General features: G+C 72.1%; 16 protein-coding genes. 10 read left to right on the top strand and 6 right to left on the bottom strand.

Going from position 1 to position 18,048, the window contains the following annotated elements:
- Positions 1–38: 38 nt before the first annotated feature.
- Positions 39–851, top strand: coding sequence for an SAM-dependent methyltransferase (locus ACQP1P_RS25155; protein ID WP_433073202.1), 813 nt, complete (start codon positions 39–41; stop codon positions 849–851).
- Between the two features lie 10 nt (positions 852–861).
- Positions 862–1,077 carry a hypothetical protein gene (locus tag ACQP1P_RS25150; protein WP_433073199.1) on the top strand — a complete coding sequence of 72 codons (216 nt, stop codon included), beginning with the start codon at positions 862–864 and terminating at the stop codon, positions 1,075–1,077.
- A gap of 17 nt (positions 1,078–1,094) precedes the next feature.
- Here the strand turns inward: ACQP1P_RS25150 and ACQP1P_RS25145 are convergent, their stop codons facing one another.
- Positions 1,095–1,994 (bottom strand): Ppx/GppA phosphatase family protein, encoded by a 900-nt coding sequence (locus tag ACQP1P_RS25145; RefSeq protein ID WP_433073196.1) that lies wholly within the window; start codon positions 1,992–1,994, stop codon positions 1,095–1,097.
- 59 nt (positions 1,995–2,053) lie between these two features.
- Positions 2,054–3,988: an elongation factor G gene (locus ACQP1P_RS25140; protein ID WP_433073193.1), complete on the bottom strand. Its 1,935-nt coding sequence runs from the start codon at positions 3,986–3,988 to the stop codon at positions 2,054–2,056.
- Between the two features lie 274 nt (positions 3,989–4,262).
- Here ACQP1P_RS25140 and ACQP1P_RS25135 point away from each other — a divergent pair, with 274 nt between their 5' ends.
- The 5 genes from ACQP1P_RS25135 (at position 4,263) to ACQP1P_RS25115 (ending at position 8,789) form a co-directional block, all read left to right on the top strand.
- On the top strand, positions 4,263–4,934 hold the full coding sequence (locus ACQP1P_RS25135; RefSeq protein WP_433073190.1) for an SDR family NAD(P)-dependent oxidoreductase: 672 nt from the start codon (positions 4,263–4,265) through the stop codon (positions 4,932–4,934).
- Between the two features lie 51 nt (positions 4,935–4,985).
- Complete coding sequence (locus ACQP1P_RS25130; RefSeq protein WP_433073188.1) at positions 4,986–5,504, top strand: hypothetical protein; 519 nt, start codon at positions 4,986–4,988, stop codon at positions 5,502–5,504.
- A 73-nt stretch (positions 5,505–5,577) separates the two neighbouring features.
- On the top strand, positions 5,578–5,982 hold the full coding sequence (locus ACQP1P_RS25125; protein ID WP_433073184.1) for a hypothetical protein: 405 nt from the start codon (positions 5,578–5,580) through the stop codon (positions 5,980–5,982).
- Positions 5,979–6,464, top strand: coding sequence for a flavin reductase family protein (locus ACQP1P_RS25120; protein WP_433073182.1), 486 nt, complete (start codon positions 5,979–5,981; stop codon positions 6,462–6,464). The genes ACQP1P_RS25125 and ACQP1P_RS25120 overlap by 4 nt, the downstream gene beginning before the upstream one ends.
- A 447-nt stretch (positions 6,465–6,911) precedes the next feature.
- A complete protein-coding gene (locus ACQP1P_RS25115) occupies positions 6,912–8,789 on the top strand; it encodes a ricin-type beta-trefoil lectin domain protein (protein WP_433073179.1) in 1,878 nt (625 codons plus the stop codon).
- A gap of 295 nt (positions 8,790–9,084) precedes the next feature.
- On the opposite strand, the gene ACQP1P_RS25110 is transcribed toward ACQP1P_RS25115, so the two are convergent.
- The 3 genes from ACQP1P_RS25110 to ACQP1P_RS25100 all read right to left on the bottom strand — a co-directional run bounded on the left by ACQP1P_RS25110 (position 9,085) and on the right by ACQP1P_RS25100 (position 12,040).
- Positions 9,085–9,543: a flagellar basal body-associated FliL family protein gene (locus ACQP1P_RS25110; RefSeq protein WP_433073176.1), complete on the bottom strand. Its 459-nt coding sequence runs from the start codon at positions 9,541–9,543 to the stop codon at positions 9,085–9,087.
- A 10-nt stretch (positions 9,544–9,553) separates the two neighbouring features.
- Positions 9,554–10,456: an OmpA/MotB family protein gene (locus tag ACQP1P_RS25105; protein ID WP_433073173.1), complete on the bottom strand. Its 903-nt coding sequence runs from the start codon at positions 10,454–10,456 to the stop codon at positions 9,554–9,556.
- Between the two features lie 336 nt (positions 10,457–10,792).
- Positions 10,793–12,040: an MFS transporter gene (locus ACQP1P_RS25100; protein ID WP_433073170.1), complete on the bottom strand. Its 1,248-nt coding sequence runs from the start codon at positions 12,038–12,040 to the stop codon at positions 10,793–10,795.
- Positions 12,041–12,193: 153 nt separating this feature from the next.
- Between ACQP1P_RS25100 and ACQP1P_RS25095 the strand changes: the two genes are divergently transcribed.
- Positions 12,194–13,510 carry a pectate lyase family protein gene (locus ACQP1P_RS25095; RefSeq protein ID WP_433073167.1) on the top strand — a complete coding sequence of 439 codons (1,317 nt, stop codon included), beginning with the start codon at positions 12,194–12,196 and terminating at the stop codon, positions 13,508–13,510.
- Positions 13,511–13,527: 17 nt separating this feature from the next.
- Here the strand turns inward: ACQP1P_RS25095 and ACQP1P_RS25090 are convergent, their stop codons facing one another.
- Positions 13,528–14,118 (bottom strand): TetR/AcrR family transcriptional regulator, encoded by a 591-nt coding sequence (locus ACQP1P_RS25090; RefSeq protein WP_433073164.1) that lies wholly within the window; start codon positions 14,116–14,118, stop codon positions 13,528–13,530.
- Positions 14,119–14,477: 359 nt separating this feature from the next.
- On the opposite strand from ACQP1P_RS25090, the gene ACQP1P_RS25085 reads away from it, so the two are divergent.
- Both ACQP1P_RS25085 and ACQP1P_RS25080 read left to right on the top strand, forming a co-directional pair.
- Positions 14,478–15,239 carry an aminoglycoside adenylyltransferase domain-containing protein gene (locus ACQP1P_RS25085; protein WP_433073161.1) on the top strand — a complete coding sequence of 254 codons (762 nt, stop codon included), beginning with the start codon at positions 14,478–14,480 and terminating at the stop codon, positions 15,237–15,239.
- A 9-nt stretch (positions 15,240–15,248) separates the two neighbouring features.
- Positions 15,249–17,525, top strand: coding sequence for an ATP-binding cassette domain-containing protein (locus ACQP1P_RS25080; protein WP_433073158.1), 2,277 nt, complete (start codon positions 15,249–15,251; stop codon positions 17,523–17,525).
- Positions 17,526–18,048: the final 523 nt, after the last annotated feature.

The following is an 18,048-nucleotide window of genomic DNA, read 5'->3' as shown; positions in this document are numbered from 1 at the left end:
ATTCCTGCCGCACGGGGTCGACACGGACGGAGACTGCGGTGGCGGGTTCGGAGTGGGACGAGCGGGTGGACACCACCGTGGCGCATCCCGCGCGGCGGTACGACTACTGGCTCGGCGGCAAGGACAACTTCGCCGCCGACCGGGAGTCCGGTGACGCGATCGCCGCGGCGTTCCCGGCGATCCGCACGGCCGTGGTCGAGAACCGGGCGTTCATGCGGCGGGTCGTGCGGGTGCTCGCCGCCGAGCACGGCGTCCGGCAGTTCCTCGACATCGGCACCGGCATCCCGACCAGCCCGAACGTGCACGAGGTCGCGCAGGGCGTCGCGCCCGACGCGCGGGTCGTCTACGTCGACAACGACCCGATCGTGCTCGCCCACGCGCGGGCCCTGCTGACCAGCGCGCCGCAGGGGGCGACCGCCTACGTCGACGCCGACCTGCGCGACCCCGAGCGCATCCTCGGCGACCCCGCGCTCAAGGCGACCATCGACCTGAGCCGGCCCGTGGCGCTCATCCTCGTGGCGGTCGTGCACTTCCTGCCCGACGCCGACGAGCCCTACGGAATCGTCGACCGGCTGCTCGGCGCGCTCGCGCCCGGGAGCTTCCTGGTCATGTCGCACGCCACGACCGACGGGCTCGCCCCCGAGCTGGCGGCGCAGATCCAGGCGGGCCGGCACGGGCCGGGCAAGCTGCGCGACCGGGCCGAGTTCGGGCGGTTCCTCGAGGGCCTCGACCTGCTGGAGCCCGGGATCGTGTCGGTGGCCGAGTGGCGCGCCGAGGGCGAGCCCGGGCCGCGCCCGACCTTCGACGAGGTGGCCGTCTGGGGTGCGGTTGGGCGCAAGACGACTGGGTAACCGGTAACCCATGAAGGATGAGAACGCCACGATGGGCACGACCGGCACGCCGGGAGGCGACGGGGCGTCGCGCATCGACGAAGAGGACAAGGCCAACGGCTCGGCGCGGGGCGTGACGGTCCCGAGCCTCGGCGGCGAGGTCGACGACCCGGCCATGCCGTTCGACGAGAAGGTCGACTCGGAGGGCAAGATCCACATGCCCCGCAACGCCGTCGGGCGCGGCTGACGGTCGCGGCTGACGGTTCAGCCGCGCAGCTCGGCGTAGCGCCGCAGCAACAGGCCCTCGCGCAGCGCCCACGGGCACACGTCCAGCGTGCGCAGGTCCAGCGCCTCCATCACGGTCACGGCGGTGACCGCGCCGGCCAGCAGCTGCCGGGCGCGGGCCGCCGCGACGCCGGGCAGTGCCGCGCGCTCCGGCGGGGTCATCGCCCGCAGGCGCGGCACCCACCGGCGCAGGGCCCGCCGCTCGAGCCGCTGCGGGTCGCCGGTGAGGCAGGCCAGCTGCTTGAACGTCTTGGACGTGCCGACCACCCGCCGCGGGCGGGCGGACCGGGCCAGCTCCCGGGCCACGGGCTTGACCAGCGAGCGCACGTGCCGGCGGACCCGCTCGACCGCGTCGCGCCCCGCCGGGTGCTCGGGCAGGAACCGGCGGGTGAGCAGCCCGGCCCCGATCGGCAGCGACACCGCCAGGTCGGGCTCGGCCCCGGTCCCGGCCGCGATCTCCATCGACATGCCGCCGATGTCGAGCAGCCACAGCCCGTCGCTCGCCGCGTGCAGGCGGCGGACCGCCTCGAACGTCACGCGCGCCTCGTCCTCCCCGCTGAGCGAGCGCAGCTCCACCCCGGTCGCCTCGCGGACCCGGCGGCGGATCTCGGCGTTGTTCGTCGCGTCGCGGATCGTCGCCGTCGCGAGCGGGATGAGGTCGGTGGCCTCATGGCGGCGGTACGCCTTCACGGTGCACGACACGGCGTCCACGACCCGCTCCACGCCGTCGGGGGAGAGGGCGCCGTCGGCCCGGACCTCCTCGGCGAGGCGGGTCGGGGCCTTCAGGCGGTACACGAGCTGCGGAGGCTTGCCGCGCCGCGCCTGCACGATCTGCAGGTGCGCGGAGTTCGACCCGACGTCGAGCACGGCGAGCAGCACGGGCGCCTCCCATCAAACCGTCAACGGTAGTGCATGAGGGGCGCCCGTTACCCGCACTGTCACCGAACAAACACACCCGAGGGCGCGGGCGCGTAACCGGCGGGGCGCGTGGTGAACACGCCCCGGCCCTGGGTCCGGCTGCGCAGCCGCGTGGCGTAGCCGAACAGCTCGGCCAGCGGCACCGTCGCCGTCACCACGACCGTCGCGCCCCGGGCGGCCGTGCCGCCGACCTGGCCCCGGCGGGCCAGCAGGTCGCCGAGCACGCCGCCGACCATGTCGTCGGGCACCGTCACCGTCACCTCGGCCACCGGCTCCAGCAGCACCATCCGCGACTCGCGCAGGGCGAGCTGCAGCGCCTCCCGGCCGGCGAGCCGGAAGGCCAGGTCGGAGGAGTCGTGGTCGTGCATCCGGCCGTCGGTGAGCGTGACCTTGACGCCCGTGACCGGGTAGCCCGCGACGGGGCCGGCCGCGAGCGCGTCGCGGCAGCCGGCCTCGACCGCCCGCACGTACTCCTTCGCCACGTGCCCACCGACCACAGTGGACTCGAACACGAACTCCTCACCGTCCACAGGGGACACGTCGATGGCCACGTGCGCGTAGAGGCCCGCGCCGCCGTCCTGCTTGACCAGGCGGTGGTAGAACCCGGTCACGCCCCGCTCCAGCGTCTCGCGGTAGGCGACCTGGGGCCGGCCGACCGCGACCGGCAGCCCGTGGTTCGCCAGGCGCATCTTCTCCACCGCCACCTCCAGGTGCAGCTCGCCCAGGCCGCTGAGCAGCGTCTGGCCGGTCTCGGCGTCGACCCGCACGACCAGCGACGGGTCCTCCTCGACCAGCCGGGCCAGCGCGGTCGCCAGCCGGCCGGTGTCGGCGCGGCTGCGGGCCTCGACCGCGACCGAGACGACGGGCGTGGCCCGGCTCGGCGGCTCGAGGACCACCGGGTGCGCCGGGTCGCACAGCGTCTCGCCCACGCGGGCGTGCTTGAGCCCGACGAGCGCGACGATGTCGCCCGCGACCGCCCGGTCGACGTCGGTGTACCGGTCCGCCTGGACGTGCAGGACACGCGACACGCGTTCGTGCCGCCCCGCGGTGGACAGCAGCACGTCGGTGCCCTTGGGCAGGGTGCCGGCGTAGACGCGGGCGTACGCGTAGCGCCCGGTCGTCGCCGCGTGCACCTTGAACACCAGCGCCGCGAACGGCGCCCCGGGATCGGCCGGGGCCGCGGTGTCCAGCGGGGACGGCAGGTACGCCACCACCGCGTCGAGCAGCTCGGTGATGCCCTTGTCCCGGTACGCGGAGCCGCACAGCACCACGACCCCGGCGCCGGCGAGCGTGATCTCGCGCAGCGCCCGGCGCAGCGTGTCCGGGCTCAGGTCGCCGGTCTCGACGTACTCCTCCAGCGCCCCCGCGTGCAGCTCGGCGACCTGCTCGACCAGCTGGGCCCGCTGCGGGAGCTCCGACGGGCCCGTCAGGTCGGCGACGCCCGCGAAGGCTCCCTCGGCACCGATCGGGGCCTGCACCACCAGCGGCGTGACCCCGAGCCGGTCGCGGATCGAGGCGACCGCGGCCCCGAGGTCGGCGCCCGCCCGGTCGAGCTTGTTCACGAACGCGATCCTCGGCACGCCGTACCGGTCCGCCTGCCGCCACACCGACTCGCTCTGCGGCTCCACACCGGCGACGCCGTCGAACACGGCGACCGCGCCGTCGAGCACGCGCAGCGACCGCTCGACCTCGTCGGCGAAGTCGACGTGGCCGGGCGTGTCGATGAGGTTGATCCGGTGACCGTCCCAGTCGACGCTCACGGCGGCCGCGAAGATGGTGATGCCGCGGTTGCGCTCCTGCTGGTCGAAGTCGGTGACGGTGGTGCCGTCGTGGACCTCGCCCTGCTTGTACGTCGCGCCGGTGGCGAAGAGGATCCGTTCGGTGGTCGTGGTCTTCCCCGCGTCCACGTGGGCCAGGATGCCGATGTTGCGGACGCGTTGCAGTTCGTTGCGCACTGTTGCCCCTCTGGGCTCGTCTCGTGGACTCAGACAGCGCGATTGCGCCCCGCCGGGCGGTTTCAGCCCAGGGCGGGACGACCCGGTGCCGCCGCGCGAGCGGGCACCGGGAGCGACGAAGACACGCGGATCACCTCGTGCAGCGAGCGGGGGACGACGACAACGGTGCGATACTGCACGGCGGTCTCCCTCCACACTCGAAGCTGACTACGTCAACCCTAGCGCCGCGGGGCAAGCGGATATTCCGCCCGGACTCATGATCTAGACTCCTGCGATGCCCCGCGCCCTCATCGTCGGCAACACCGACGGCATCGGACTCGCCCTCACCCGCCGGCTGCTCGACGAGGGCTGGGACGTCACCGGCGTGTCCCGCCGCGAGTCGGACCTGAGCCACCGCCGCTACGAGCACCTCGTCGCCGATGTCGGCGCGGCCGGGTACCCGGCGGTGCTGCGGGACCTGGCCGCCGTCGACCTGTGCGTGTACGCGGCCGGGATCGGGGAGATGTTCGACGCCGACCGGCTCGGGGAGCAGACCGACGCGATCCGGGTCAACCTGCTCGGGGCCGCGCTCACCGCCGAGGCGGTCGTGCCCGGCATGCTGGCGCGCGGCACCGGCCACCTCATCGGCCTGTCCAGCCTCTCCGACGTGCTCATCTCGCCGGCCGCGCCCGGGTACGCGGCGTCGAAGGCCGGCCTGACCTCCTACCTGCTCGGCCTCGGCCAGGCGCTGCGCCCGCGCGGGGTGGCGGTGACCGCGGTGCGGTTCGGCTTCGTCGACACGAAGATGGCCAAGGGGCCGGCCACGCCGCTGAAGGTCGGCGTCGCCGACGCCGTGGCGGTGCTCATGCGCTGCGTCGCGCGCCGGCCTGCCGTCGTGTCCTACCCCCGCCGCATGTCCGTCGCCGCCCGCACCCTGCGCCTGGTGTCCCGCCTCGGCCTGCGCTGATGGGCCTGCTGATGGGCCTGCTGATGGGCTGGGCCTGCTGATGGGCTGGGCTTGCTGATGGGCTGGGACTTCCGCGGCCTGTACTGCCAGGGCACCGGCGCGAACCGCGCCCGGCTGGCCGCCGACCCGCTGATCCGCGGCCGGTTCGCGCACATCGCCGCGGGCGAGTCGCCCGAGCACCGCCTCCCGCCCGGCGGCCTGCTCGTCGTGCACGGCTTCGGCCCGCGCGCCGGCGACGTGCCGTGGGAGCTCTTCGGCGCGGGCCGCGCGCCCGCCTGGACCGGGGACCTGCCGGCGGAGCACCGGCCCCCGGGCGGCCTGCTGGCGTGGATGCGCGGGTTCGGGGCGCCGGTCGTGCTCTACCAGTGCCAGATGTCCGCGGGCACGGTCGAGCGGGAGAGCAGCATCCTGTCCGGGCACCGGGCCGTGCTGCGGGGCCGCGACCCCGTGAATCCGCTGCTGGCGCTGCTGCTCGCGCTCGGTGCCACCCCGGACCCGCAGCGCTTTTCCTGGTACTTCAAGCCTCACGAACAGCACCTCGCCGAGCCGTTGCTCCAGCCCGGCGAGTAGTGGTTGGCGGAGTTGTATTCACTCGTTAGTGTGAATATCGACCAGTGTGCCGGCCGACGGGGGAGAGCCGTACATGAGCCGTATCGGCTTCGGGGTGCTCATGTTCCCGATCCACCGGCTTACGCACGATCCGACGCCGCAGCTCGAGGACGATTGCGCGCTCGCCGCGCCGTGTGACCGGCTCGGCTACGACGAGTTCCGGTTCGGGGCCGGGATGCTCCCGTTCGGCGCCTCGGCCGCCCTCGGGCTCGGCCCGGAGCACCCGATGACCACCGCGTGGCCGGTCGCCGCGCAACGGGCGGAGCGGTTCGGGCGGCGCCTGGACCGGCGCCGCTGGTCGGTGGTGAGCCCGATGCGTCTGGCCGAGACCGAGGGGCAGGCGCGGCGCGAGGTGCGCTGGGGGCTGCCGTCCTACATCCACTCCCGCGAGCGCGCGGCGCTGCCCCTTGCCCGCCGGCGGGGGACGGAAGCCGGATGAGCGGGCACGACCCGGCCCTCGAGGCCGACTTCCGGCACGTGCTGGGCCACTTCGCGACCGGCCTGAGCGTGCTCACCGCCGACGCCGGGGCCGGGCCGGTCGGGATGACCGTGCAGGCGCTCATGAGCCTGTCGCTGGCGCCGCCGCTGATCGCGCTGGGCATCGACCGCCGCTCGCGGACCTGGCCGCAGATCCGCCGCGCCGGCCGGTTCTGCGTGAACCTGCTGCGGGTCGAGCAGGAGGAACTCGCCTGGCGGCTCGGCCGCTCCGACACGGGCAAGTTCGACGGCGTCGGGCTGCGCGCCGGTCGCGAGGGGCGGCCGGAGCTGCCCGAGGCCATCGCCTGGATCGGCTGCGCGGTGCGGGCCGAGCACGACGGCGGCGACCACTGGCTGGTCGTGGCCGAGGTCGACGAACTGCGGCTGGGATCCGGCGAGCCGCTCATCTTCCACCGGGGGCGTGCGGGACGGCTGATGCTCTGAAGGGGCTGGTATGCCCACGCGACCCGTACCTGTTCGAGGCGGCCGCGCGGTACGGCGCCGTGGCCCGGGAGGGCGTGCGCGTCGGCTCGATCGACTTCGGCGACCTCGTCCGGGTCGAGCCGGCCGACGGCGAGGCGTTCACCGCCGGCTACGTCGTCGACGCGACCGGCCGGACCTGGGTGCCGGCCGACCGGTTCGGCCCGCGCGACGAGCCGTGCCGGTGCAAGCCCCTGTTCAGCCGGGGCATGGCCAACACCAATGGCGGTCATCGAGGCGTAAGTGCCCCGCTCCCTCGCGGCGCCGGCGAGCACGCACACGGCGCGGGCGTGATGTCGCGGGGGAGTGCGGGATCTCCTCGGCCGGGCCGGGCGCGCCATCTGTTAGGAACATTGACAGTCTTATACGGCCGGGGCTTAATACAAGTCTTGAAGTTAAGGAGGCGTGCACATGGTCCCAACCCGGCCACTGTCTGCACTGCTCGTGGCGGCCACCGCGGCCGCCGTGCTCACCTACGCCCAGGTGCCCGCATCCGCCGCGGCCACCAGCGTCCAGGTCTACTGGAGTTCCGAGTCCCGCACCGCGGGCTACGAGCCGAAGAACGGCAACTGGTACACCAGCCCCGCCACCGGCCTCGCCGGCACCCCGTATCAGCTCTCCCGCCAGAGCGACCTGCCGATCACCGCCGCGACCGGGGGCGCCACCATCACCGCCGACACGAACACGCGGTACCAGAGCATCCTGGGTGTCGGCTCCTCCCTCGAGGAGTCGACCATCTTCAACCTGTCGCGCATGAGCGCGGCCGGCCGCGACAAGGCGCTGCGCGCGCTCGTCGACCCCGCCACCGGCGCCGGCTTCAACGTCGCCCGCATCACCTTCGGCACCAGCGACTTCACCTCGCACGACTTCTACACCTACGACGACGGGGCCGCCGACCCGTCGCTGTCGCGGTTCTCCATCCAGCGCGACATCGACTACAACATCATCGCCACGCTCAAGCAGGCCCTCGCGATCAACCCGAACCTCAAGATCTTCGCGAGCGCGTGGTCGGCGCCGCCGTGGATGAAGACCAGCAACGCCATCATCGGCGGCAGCCTCAACAGCACCTACATCCCGACCCTCGCCACGTACTACCGGCGGGCGGTCCAGGCGTACGCCGCCCAGGGCATCCCGATCTACGCGCTCACCCTGCAGAACGAGCCGCTGTTCTCCCCGGCCGACTACCCGGGCATGCTCGTGAGCGCGGACCAGGAGCGGCAGCTGGCGAAGGCGCTGCGCACGGAGCTGTCGTCGGCCTCCCTCGGTACCGTCAAGATCTGGGCCTTCGACCACAACTTCAGCGAGGGCGTCTCGTATGCGGCCGGAGTCCTCGGCAGCGCCTCCGCGCACAGCGACGCCTACGGCTCGGTGGACGGCATCGCCTTCCACGACTACGCCGGCGACCCCTCGGCGATGGCCACGGTCAAGGCGAGCTACCCGGACAAGGACGTGCTCATGACCGAGCGTTCCGTCTGGGGTACCGCGGGCGCCGACCGGATCGTGCAGTACTTCCGCAACTCCGCCACCCTGTACGAGGGCTGGGTCAGCATGCTCGACCAGAACCGCTCGCCCGAGCGCTGGTCCGGCTCGCCCGACCCGACGATGCTCGTGCAGAGCACCACGAACCGCGACACGTTCTGGGCGCTGCCCGACTACAACATGGTCGCGCAGTTCTCGAAGTTCGTGCAGCCCGGCGCCCAGCGGGTGTCGACCGGCTACGGCTCCACCGGCAGCGTCACCAACGTGGCCTTCCGCAACCCCGACGGCACCCTGGTCGCCGTCGTGGTCAACCAGACCGCGGGCAGCCAGGCGTTCACCCTGCGCGTCGGCGCCCAGCAGGTCGCGAGCACCCTGCCCGCGAAGACCGTCGGCACCTACCTGTGGGCCGGCGCCGACAGCGGCACCCCGGGCACCCGGACCGGGCAGATCACCGGGTACGGCGGCAAGTGCGTCGACGTCGCCGGGGCGAGCTCCGCGAACGGCACGAAGATCCAGCTCTACACCTGCAACGGGACCGGCGCCCAGCAGTGGACGATCGGCACGGACGGCACCGTGCGCGCGCTCGGCAAGTGCCTGGACGTGGCCGCGGCGAGCTCGGCGAACGGGACGAAGGTGCAGCTGTACGACTGCAACGGCACGACCGCGCAGCAGTGGTCGGCCGGGGCGAACGGCAGCCTCGTCGCGCTCGGCAAGTGCCTCGACGCGACGGGCCCGAGCTCGGCGGACGGGACCCAGCTGCAGATCTGGGCCTGCACCGGGGCCGCCAACCAGCAGTGGACCCTGCCCTAGCCGGTCGATCCCGGCGCTGTTCGAGGTGGCGGCCAGTGTCCTCGGCGACTGGCCGCCACCTCGTCAGCGGACCGGCCCCGCGGGCCGATGTCAGCCCTGCGGGGACTTGCGCCGCACGCGCCGACCTGCATGGCGGCCGGCCAGGGCTACCGTGACCGCATGGCCAACGCGGCGCGACGGGTCACGCGAAAGCTCACGCAGAAACGACGCCTCCGTTCGGAGCCGTCCGGAAGCCTGCCGGGCTTGCTTCCGTGACGGCGGAAGGCCGCCCCGTGGGGCGGCCTCCTGCACCAGGTTACTGGATCACGAACGTGGTGAAGTAGATGTCCATGACCTCTTTCTTCTTGTCCTCCGTGTAGGCCTTCACGACCTTGTCGACGAGCTCCTTCTTCGTCCGGTCGCGCTCCGCGTTCGACATCAGCTCGTCCATCTTGCGGCCGCTGTAGAGGCTGATCGCGATGTCGAGGGCCTTGGAGCCGTCGGGGGCCTCGGCGGCCTCGGTGGTGGCCTGGAGGGTCATCTTGAGCTTCAGGTAGTGCCCGTCGGCGAGGTTGATCGTGATCGCGTCGAGCACGGAGACGACGCCGGGGGTGGGGGCGGGTTCGGCGGTGGCCTTCTTCGGGGCGAACATCATGTAGCCGCCCACGCCGCCGCCGATCAGCGCGACCAGGGCGATCGCCACGATCATGATGAGCTTCTTCTTGCCGCCGCCCTTCGCGGGGGTTTCCTCGGCGGCCTTCTCGTCCTTGGCCATTGCGCGCTCCTCAGTTCGTTGAAGCCGAGGGCAGTAGCGCCCGGGTGTCGGCGGGGAGGTTGGACAGGACGATGACCTCGACGCGGCGGTTGAGGGTTTCGGCCCGTGGGTCGGTGGTGGGGTAGAGGGGTTTGGTGTCGGCGTAGCCGGTGGCTTGGAGGCGGTTGTCGGCGATGCCGGCGTCGGTGTGGAGCATGCGTACGACGGCGGCGGCGCGGGCGGAGGACAGTTCCCAGCCGGAGGGGTAGGTGCCGGTGCCGCCGGTGAGCTGGTTGGTGTGGCCGTCGACTTCGATCTTGTTGGGCAGGGCGGCGATGGCGGGGCCGATGCCGTCGATGAGCTGTTTGCCGGCGGTGAGGAGGGTGGCTTCGTTGCCGTTGAAGACGATGCCGGTGGTGACGATGGTGACGATGAGGCCGCGTTCGTCGACGGAGTATTTGACCTGGTCCTGGAGGCCTTGTTTGGTCAGTTCCGCGGTGATCTCGGCTTTGATCTTGTCGTAGTTCTGGATCTCGGCCGCGGCGGCGGCCTGGCGTTTGGAGGCGTTGGAGCGTTCCTTGGCCTGGACGGCCTCCTGCACGGCGGTGGCGTCGGAGGTGGTGCCGCCGATGCCGGAGGAGAGGTCCATGGGGCTGTTGGAGTCGGAGGACTCCATGAGGCTGGCCTCGCCGCCGTCGAAGGCGACCGAGGGGTTGCCGAAGCCGACCGCGAGGCCGTTCTTGAGCTCGGCGAACTTCTTCTGGTCGACCTGGGAGATCGCGAACAGCACGATGAACAGGACCATGAGCAGGGTCATCATGTCGGCGTAGGACACCAGCCACCGCTCGTGGTTCTCGTGCTCCTCCTCCTCGTGGCCGCCCTTCTTGTGCTTGGCGTGCGCGCCGGCCTTCGCCGCGTGTCCACCACCACTCATGTGCGGCGGCCCCCCTTCAGGTCGTTGTAACGCCGTCGGGGATGACATCGGGCCGAACGCCCGACAGAAGAGTGGCGGGGCGGTGCCGTGCGGGTGCACGCCGGTTCGCGCTGAATCCCCGCAAATGCCCCGTCAGGCGAAAAATCCGTTATGTCGCGGCGCGGAGCGCCCGACATAACGTGTGAAACGCCCAACGTGGCGCGCGAAGCGGGGTTGCCCGGCGCGGCGCTTGAGGCGCTTGGGTGCGAAACGCCCGGCGTGGTGCGCGAAACGGGGTGCCCGGCGCGGCGCTTGAGGCGCTTGCGCGTGCAACGCCCGGCGTGGCGCGCGAAGCGGCTACTCGATCGCGGGTACCCGGTGGCCGTGGCGGGTGTAGAGCGCCGCCAGCCCCGTGCCCACGCACAGGGCCGCCGAGCTCAGCCCCAGCGACCAGTGCACCCCGATCGCCTGGCCCAGCACGCCTACCGTCACGCCGCTGCCCGCGCGCAGCCCCGCCGACGCCACGTTGTAGACGCCGATGACCCGCCCGCGCTCGGCCGGCGGCGCGAGCAGCTGTGTCACGGTCTGGCCGATCGACATCGACGCCAGGTTGGCCACGCCGCCGATGAAGAGCAGGACCACGCCCAGCCACAGGTTGCCGGCAACCGCGAAGAGGAGGCTGCTCAGGCCGTACACCATCGTCGTCACCACGGCCGCGCGGACCGTCGGGCGCAGCCAGCCCGTCGCCTCGAGCAGCAGGCCGCCGACCACGCCCCCCGCGCCGGCGGCGAAGAGCAGGATGCCGTACACGTCCGCGCTGCCCGGGCTCAGGTCCTCGGCGAAGTTCGGCATCGTCGCCTGCAGCGCGGTGCCGACGAAGAACGACGCCAGGCCGGCCAGGATGATCATGCTGATCAGGGTGTGGTCGCCCGCGACCTTGCGCAGGACCTTCACGGTGTCCAGCAGGCCGACGCGCTGGGTCGCGGGGCGGCCGTGGCGGGTGTGGCCGGTGAACCTGGTGCGGAACAGGAACAGCGTCAGCGGCAGGTAGAACGCGATGTTCGTGAGGATGCCCGCCTTCGGGCCGAGCCAGAGCAGCAGCCCGGAGCCGACGGCCGGGCCGAACAGCACGCCCAGGCTGCGGAAGGTCGCGTTGAGCCGGACCGCCGAGACGAGGTCCTCGTCGCCGACGAAGTCGTGGAGCATCAGCTGCTCGCCCGGGCCCCAGAGGGAGCCGGCCATGCCGTGCAGCACCAGCAGGACGCAGGCGTGCCAGATCTGCAGCGTGCCGGTGATGAACAGGATCCCCCACAGCAGGGAGACGAGCATGAACAGCACCTGGGCGGCCTGGATGACCCGGCGGCAGTCGTAGCGGTCGGCGAGCCCGCCGAACCACACCGAGAACAGCAGGAACGGCACCCAGTGGCTGATGACCTGGAAGCCCGCGAGCGCCTCGGAGTGGAACTTCTGCCACAGCACCCAGTACGTGATCACGTGCTCCACGTTGTCGGCCATCATCGACAGCGCGGCGCCGAAGAGGTACGGGCGGCAGTCGCGGTTGCGCAGGGCGGCGAACCGGCGGGCGGCCGGGGCGGCGGCGGTCATGCGGCAACCCTCTAATGCTCCTTACCGGCGGCCCGACCCACGGCCGCCGGAAGTGACGACTGCAACAAACCTGCAAACGCCACGCGTTGACTCGCCGTAGTGCCGGTGCCACGGTGGTCCCAGGAATGCGCTTTCCTGAATCTGGAGGACTGCATGCACGTAGGTATCCGGGCCGGTCTCACCGCCGCCACGGTGGCCGCGCTGGTCGCGACCGGGATGGTCGTCGCCGCGCAGGCGAACGCCGGGCCGGCCAAGACCCCGGCGGTGCCGGCCCAGGCGCGCGCGGTCCTGGCCGCGGGCGACGGCTGGGGCTCGGCGGGCACCGGCACCACGGGCGGCTCGGCCGCCGACGACGCGCACGTGTTCGTGGTGCGCACCCGCGACGAGCTCGCCGCCGCGGTGGCGGGCAGCACGCCGAAGATCGTGCTGGTCGCGGCCACGATCGACGCGAACGAGGGGCGCGGCTGCGCCGACTACGCGGACCCGGAGTACGACCTGCAGGCGTTCGTCGCCGCGTACGCCCCGGCGACCTGGGGCCGCGTGGCGCCGGCCGGCCCGCTGGAGGACGCCCGGGTGCGCTCGGCGAAGAACCAGGGCCTCAAGGTCAAGATCGAGGTCGGCGCGAACACGACGATCTACGGGCTGCGCAATGCCCGGATCAAGGGCGGCAACCTGCTCCTCACCAACGTCAACAATGTGATCATCCGCAACGTGGCCTTCGAGGACGCCTACGACTGCTTCCCGACCTGGTCGCCGACCGACGGTGACACCGGCAACTGGAACTCGCTGTACGACAGCGTCACGCTCAGCGGCGCGACGAACGTGTGGCTCGACCACAACTCGTTCACCGACGGCGCCAACCAGGACGTCAACCAGCCGATCTACTTCGGCCGGCCCTACCAGGTGCACGACGGCGCGGCGGACATCATCAAGGGCTCCGACTACGTGACGGTGTCGTACAACAATTTGTTCGAGCACGACAAGACGATGCTGATCGGCTCGACGAACACCCCGGGCGTCGACGTGGGCAAGCTGCGCGTCTCGCTGCACCACAACCGGTTCGCCAACGTCGGCCAGCGGGTGCCGCGGGTGCGCTTCGGGCAGGTGGACGTCTACAACAACTACTACTACGCGACCGACGAGGACACCTTCGTCTACGCGATCGGCGTCGGGGTGCAGTCCCAGGTGTACGCCGAGAACAACTTCGTGCTCCGCAGCGCCGACACCCCGCTCAACGCGTTCGTCTACAACTGGGGCGGCACGCGGATGACGGAGAAGGGCACCCTGGCCCGGGTCGGCACCGGCCCGGTCGTCGCGGTGAACCTGCTCGACGAGTACAACGCGGCGTTCGACCCGGACATCGCCACCGACGCCGGCTGGACCCCGACCCTGCGCGCGGGCCTGGACCCGACGGCGAGCGTGCCGGGGCTGGTCACGAGGGACGCGGGCACGGGCAAGCTGCCGGGCTGAGCCGCGCCCACCCGCGCTCATTCGGGCGGGCCGGCCGCGGTCGCGGCCGGCCCGCCCAGCGTCGTCTCGATGAGCTGGTCGAGCCAGGCGGCGAGCTTGGCCCGGCCCCAGCCGCGCTGCTCCACCAGCAGCGCCACCGTGTGCCACGTGACCAGTGCCCAGAGCGTGTCCGTGGCCCGCCCCACCGTCAGCCCGGGCCGCAGCCGCCCGGCGTCCGCGGCCTCGCGCACGAGCGTCTTGAGCCGCGCGCGGCGGGCCCGCTCGTGTCGCCGCCACGCCTCGCGCAGCACCGGCTCGGCGTGCGCCGCCTCCTCGAAGGCCCGCTCGAGAGCGTACCGCCGCAGCAGCGCGCCCGCGATGTCCTCCGGCCCCGGCGCCGCCTCGCTGCGGCGCGCCGCGAGCAGCAGCAGACCCGGCTTGTCGGCGAGCGCGTAGACCGACTTCGGCGTGACCCCGGCCTCCTCCGCGACGGCCGCGACGGTCGTGCCGGCGTAGCCGTGCCGGGCGAAGAGACGCTCCGCCGCGGCCGCGATCGCCTCCCGCGTGAGTGCGGCCTGCGCCACACGACGGGGCGCGTAGTACTTTCTCACGGTGTTCGGTGCAGTCATGCTCACCTCACTTCACAAAAAGTGTATCGAATGCAGATGAGCAGTTGGCGCCGCTGGCACATGCGGTACGACGGCAGCGGTTCGCCGTTGATGAGTCTAATGTGGACGATAAATGCCCGCCTGAGGGCTTCCTGAAATCTTCGTGAAACCCTTTGTTCACCGCCGTTTTGGTCGTAGTGTCTGTGTCGTTGCCGAGCCCCAGGAGGTGATTCCCATGGCGAAGAAGTCCAAGAAGTCGAAGAAGGACAAGAAGAACAAGAAGAAGAAGTAACCTCTGCACAAGCGGTGGCCGAGGTCGGGGAACCCTCGACCCGGCCCACCCGCAGCGCACAGTGGCCCGCAGGGTTTACAACTGAGCGGTGAGCACACTCGACGGATACCTCGACGGATACCTCGGCGCGGTCGTCGGCCGCCTCCAGGCCATCTTCGGCGGCCGGCTCGTCGGGGTGTACCCGGCCGGCTCGCTCGCCTTCGACGCCTACGTCCCCGGCCGCAGCGACATCGACCTGCTGGCCGTCGCCGAGCGCCCGGCACCGGCCGAGATCGCGGCCGTCGTCGCCGCGCTGGACCACGAGCGGCTGCCGTGCCCCGCCGCCGGCCTCGAGTTCGTCCTGTACGACCGGGCCACCCTGGCCGGGCTCTCCACCGAGGCCGGATTCGCGCTCAACCTGAACACGGGCGCGCAGCTGCCGCCGAAGGCCGAGACCGGACCCGGCGACGGGCTCACCTTCTGGTACCCGATCGACCGCGACATGGTCCGCCAGCAGCGCCGCGCGCTCATCGGCCCGCCCTTCCCCGACCTCGTGACCCGGGTGCGCGCCCGCGTGCTCCTGCCGGTCGTCGCCGAGTCCGTCGCCGCGCAGCTCGCCGGCCTCAGCGACCACGGCGACAACGCGGTGCTCAACGGTTGCCGGGCGCTGCGGTACCACGCCGAGCACGCCTGGTCACCCAAGCGCGCCGCCGCCGCGTGGGCCGCCGAGCACCTGCCGTCCGACGCCCCGGTGATCCGCGCCGCGCTCGCCAGCCACGCCGACGGCCGCGACGCCGGCCGCACCGTCGACCGGGCCGCGGCCGCGTCGTTCCTGCAGAAGGTGCATGCCATCGTCGCCGCGCCCGGTTAGGGTGGCCCGGTGCATGTCGCCGACAGTCATGACCTCATCCAGGTCCACGGGGCCCGCGAGAACAACCTGAAGAACGTCAGCGTCGAGATCCCCAAGCGCCGGCTCACGGTGTTCACCGGCGTGTCGGGTTCCGGCAAGAGCTCGCTCGTCTTCGGCACCATCGCGGCGGAGTCGCAGCGGCTCATCAACGAGACGTACAGCGCGTTCGTGCAGGGCTTCATGCCGAGCCTCGCCCGGCCCGACGTCGACCTCCTCGAGGGACTGACCACGGCCATCATCGTCGACCAGGAGCGGATGGGCGCGAACTCCCGCTCCACCGTGGGCACCGCGACCGACGCCAACGCCATGCTGCGGATCGTGTTCAGCCGGCTGGGCGAGCCGAGCGCCGGGCCGGCGTTCCACTACAGCTTCAACGTGCCCGCCGGGGCCTGCCCCCGCTGCGAGGGCATGGGCAACGTGACCGACATCGACCTCGACGAGCTGTTCGACAAGAACAAGTCGCTCGCCGAGGGCGCGATCACGGTCCCCGGGTACACCGTCGACGGCTGGCTGGTGCGCATCTTCGCCGCGTCCGGGTTCGTCGACGCCGACAAGCCGATCAAGGACTACACCGAGCAGGAGCGCCACGACTTCCTCTACAAGGAGCCGGTGAAGGTCAAGGTCGAGAGCATCAACATGACGTACGAGGGGCTCGTGCCCCGCGTGCAGAAGGCCTTCCTGCAGAAGGACAAGGAGGCCCTCCAGCCGCACCTGCGCGCCTTCGTGGACCGGGCGGTCACCTTCACCGCCTGCCCCGAGTGCGGCGGCACCCGGCTCAACCAGGCCGCGCTCGCCTCACGCATCGGCGGGGTGAACATCGCCGACGCGTGCGCGATGCAGATCAGCGACCTGGCCGAGTGGGTGCGCGGCATCGAGGACCGCTCGGTCGCGCCGCTGCTGGGCACGCTCCAGCGGACGCTGGACTCGTTCGTGGAGATCGGGCTCGGGTACCTCTCCCTCGACCGCCCGTCGGGCACCCTGTCCGGCGGCGAGGCCCAGCGCACGAAGATGATCCGGCACCTCGGGTCGTCGCTCACGGACGTGTCGTACATCTTCGACGAGCCGACCGTCGGCCTGCACCCGCACGACATCCAGCGCATGAACGGCCTGCTGCAGCGGCTGCGCGACAAGGGCAACACCGTGCTCGTGGTCGAGCACAAGCCGGAGACGATCGCGATCGCCGACCACGTCGTCGACCTCGGCCCCGGCGCGGGCGGCTCCGGCGGCACGGTGTGCTTCGAGGGCACCGTCGAGGGACTGCGCCGCAGCGGTACCCTGACCGGCCGTCACCTGGACTATCGAGCCGGACTTCGGCCGCAGTTGCGCAAGCCCAAGGGTCATCTGGAGATCCGCGGCGCCCGCACCCACAACCTGCGCGACGTCGACGTGGACATCCCGCTGGGCGTGCTCGTGGTCGTCACCGGCGTGGCCGGCTCCGGCAAGAGCTCGCTCATCCACGGCTCCATCCCGAAGAGCGCCGGCGTCGTCTCCGTCGACCAGAGCGCGATCCGCGGCTCGCGGCGCAGCAACCCGGCGACGTACACCGGCCTGCTCGACCCGATCCGCAAGGCCTTCGCGAAGGCGGGCGGGGTGAAGCCGGCCCTGTTCAGCGCGAACTCCGAGGGCGCCTGCCCGAACTGCAACGGCAACGGCGTCATCTACACCGACCTGGCCATGATGGCCGGCGTCGCCACGACCTGCGAGGAGTGCGAGGGCAAGCGCTTCCAGGCCTCGGTGCTGGAGTACCGCCTCGGCGGCCGCAACATCGCCGAGGTCCTCGCGATGCCGGTGACGGAGGCGCACGAGTTCTTCGCGGCGGGCGAGTCGCGCATCCCGGCGGCGCACACGATCCTGTCCCGCCTCGCCGACGTCGGCCTCGGGTACATCAGCCTCGGCCAGCCCCTGACCACGCTCTCCGGCGGCGAGCGCCAGCGCCTGAAGCTCGCGATCCACATGGCCGAGAAGGGCGGCGTGTACGTCCTCGACGAGCCGACCACCGGCCTGCACCTCGCCGACGTGGAGCAGTTGCTGGGCCTGCTCAACCGCCTCGTCGACGCCGGCAAGTCGGTGATCGTCATCGAGCACCACCTGGCCGTGATGGCCTCGGCCGACTGGATCATCGACATCGGCCCCGGCGCGGGCCACGACGGCGGCACGGTCGTCTTCGAGGGCACCCCCGCCGACCTGGTGAAGGCCCGCTCCACGCTCACGGGCGAACACCTGGCCGCATACGTGACGCCGGCGTGAGCGCCACCGCCGCCGTGTCCCCGGCCTGAAGCGGCGCCGGCCTCTCGCCGAGCCCGTCCGACCGGCACGGCCGGCGTCTCATCGCCGTAGCCACTGCTCGGCGGCGAGAGGGTCGCGGCGGTGGAGTTCGCCGGGTGTTTTGTGCAGCGGTTGCCGGGCTGCGACTTCCCGCTCGTCGCTGCTTGGTGGCGAGGTGGTCGCGGCGGTGGAGGTCGCTGCGGCGTTCGCCGGATGGTTTTGTGCGGGGGGTGCCCGGGCCGCGACCATCTCGTCGCCGCCCGGACCGCGGTGGACCGGCCAACGCCCTGCACCGGGGGGCGCTGGCGACGGGAGCGGGGCGGCACCGGGCGCTCGTCGGCGGATACCGGTCCGAGCACGGTCTGGGCGTCCCGTTCGAGCTGCGTGACCGGCGGGTCGCGGGCGGCGGTTCACGGGCGGCGGTTCGCGGGCGGCGGTTCACGGGCGGCGGTTCGCGGGCGGCGGTTCACGGGCGGCGGTTCGCGGGCGGCGGTTCGCGGCGGCG

The sequence above is a fragment of the Dactylosporangium sp. CA-052675 genome (assembly GCF_050947935.1).
Lineage (GTDB): Bacteria > Actinomycetota > Actinomycetes > Mycobacteriales > Micromonosporaceae > Dactylosporangium.
This window is presented reverse-complemented; position numbering and strand designations above follow the sequence as displayed.

Coding starts and splice junctions, on each gene's coding strand:
- ACQP1P_RS25115 (WP_433073179.1), top strand. CDS start 6,912: ATGGTCCCAACCCGGCCACTGTCTGCACTGCTCGTGGCGGCCACCGCG.
- ACQP1P_RS25105 (WP_433073173.1), bottom strand. CDS start 10,456: ATGAGTGGTGGTGGACACGCGGCGAAGGCCGGCGCGCACGCCAAGCAC.
- ACQP1P_RS25135 (WP_433073190.1), top strand. CDS start 4,263: ATGCCCCGCGCCCTCATCGTCGGCAACACCGACGGCATCGGACTCGCC.
- ACQP1P_RS25150 (WP_433073199.1), top strand. CDS start 862: ATGAAGGATGAGAACGCCACGATGGGCACGACCGGCACGCCGGGAGGC.
- ACQP1P_RS25120 (WP_433073182.1), top strand. CDS start 5,979: ATGAGCGGGCACGACCCGGCCCTCGAGGCCGACTTCCGGCACGTGCTG.
- ACQP1P_RS25090 (WP_433073164.1), bottom strand. CDS start 14,118: ATGACTGCACCGAACACCGTGAGAAAGTACTACGCGCCCCGTCGTGTG.
- ACQP1P_RS25095 (WP_433073167.1), top strand. CDS start 12,194: ATGCACGTAGGTATCCGGGCCGGTCTCACCGCCGCCACGGTGGCCGCG.
- ACQP1P_RS25125 (WP_433073184.1), top strand. CDS start 5,578: ATGAGCCGTATCGGCTTCGGGGTGCTCATGTTCCCGATCCACCGGCTT.
- ACQP1P_RS25110 (WP_433073176.1), bottom strand. CDS start 9,543: ATGGCCAAGGACGAGAAGGCCGCCGAGGAAACCCCCGCGAAGGGCGGC.
- ACQP1P_RS25100 (WP_433073170.1), bottom strand. CDS start 12,040: ATGACCGCCGCCGCCCCGGCCGCCCGCCGGTTCGCCGCCCTGCGCAAC.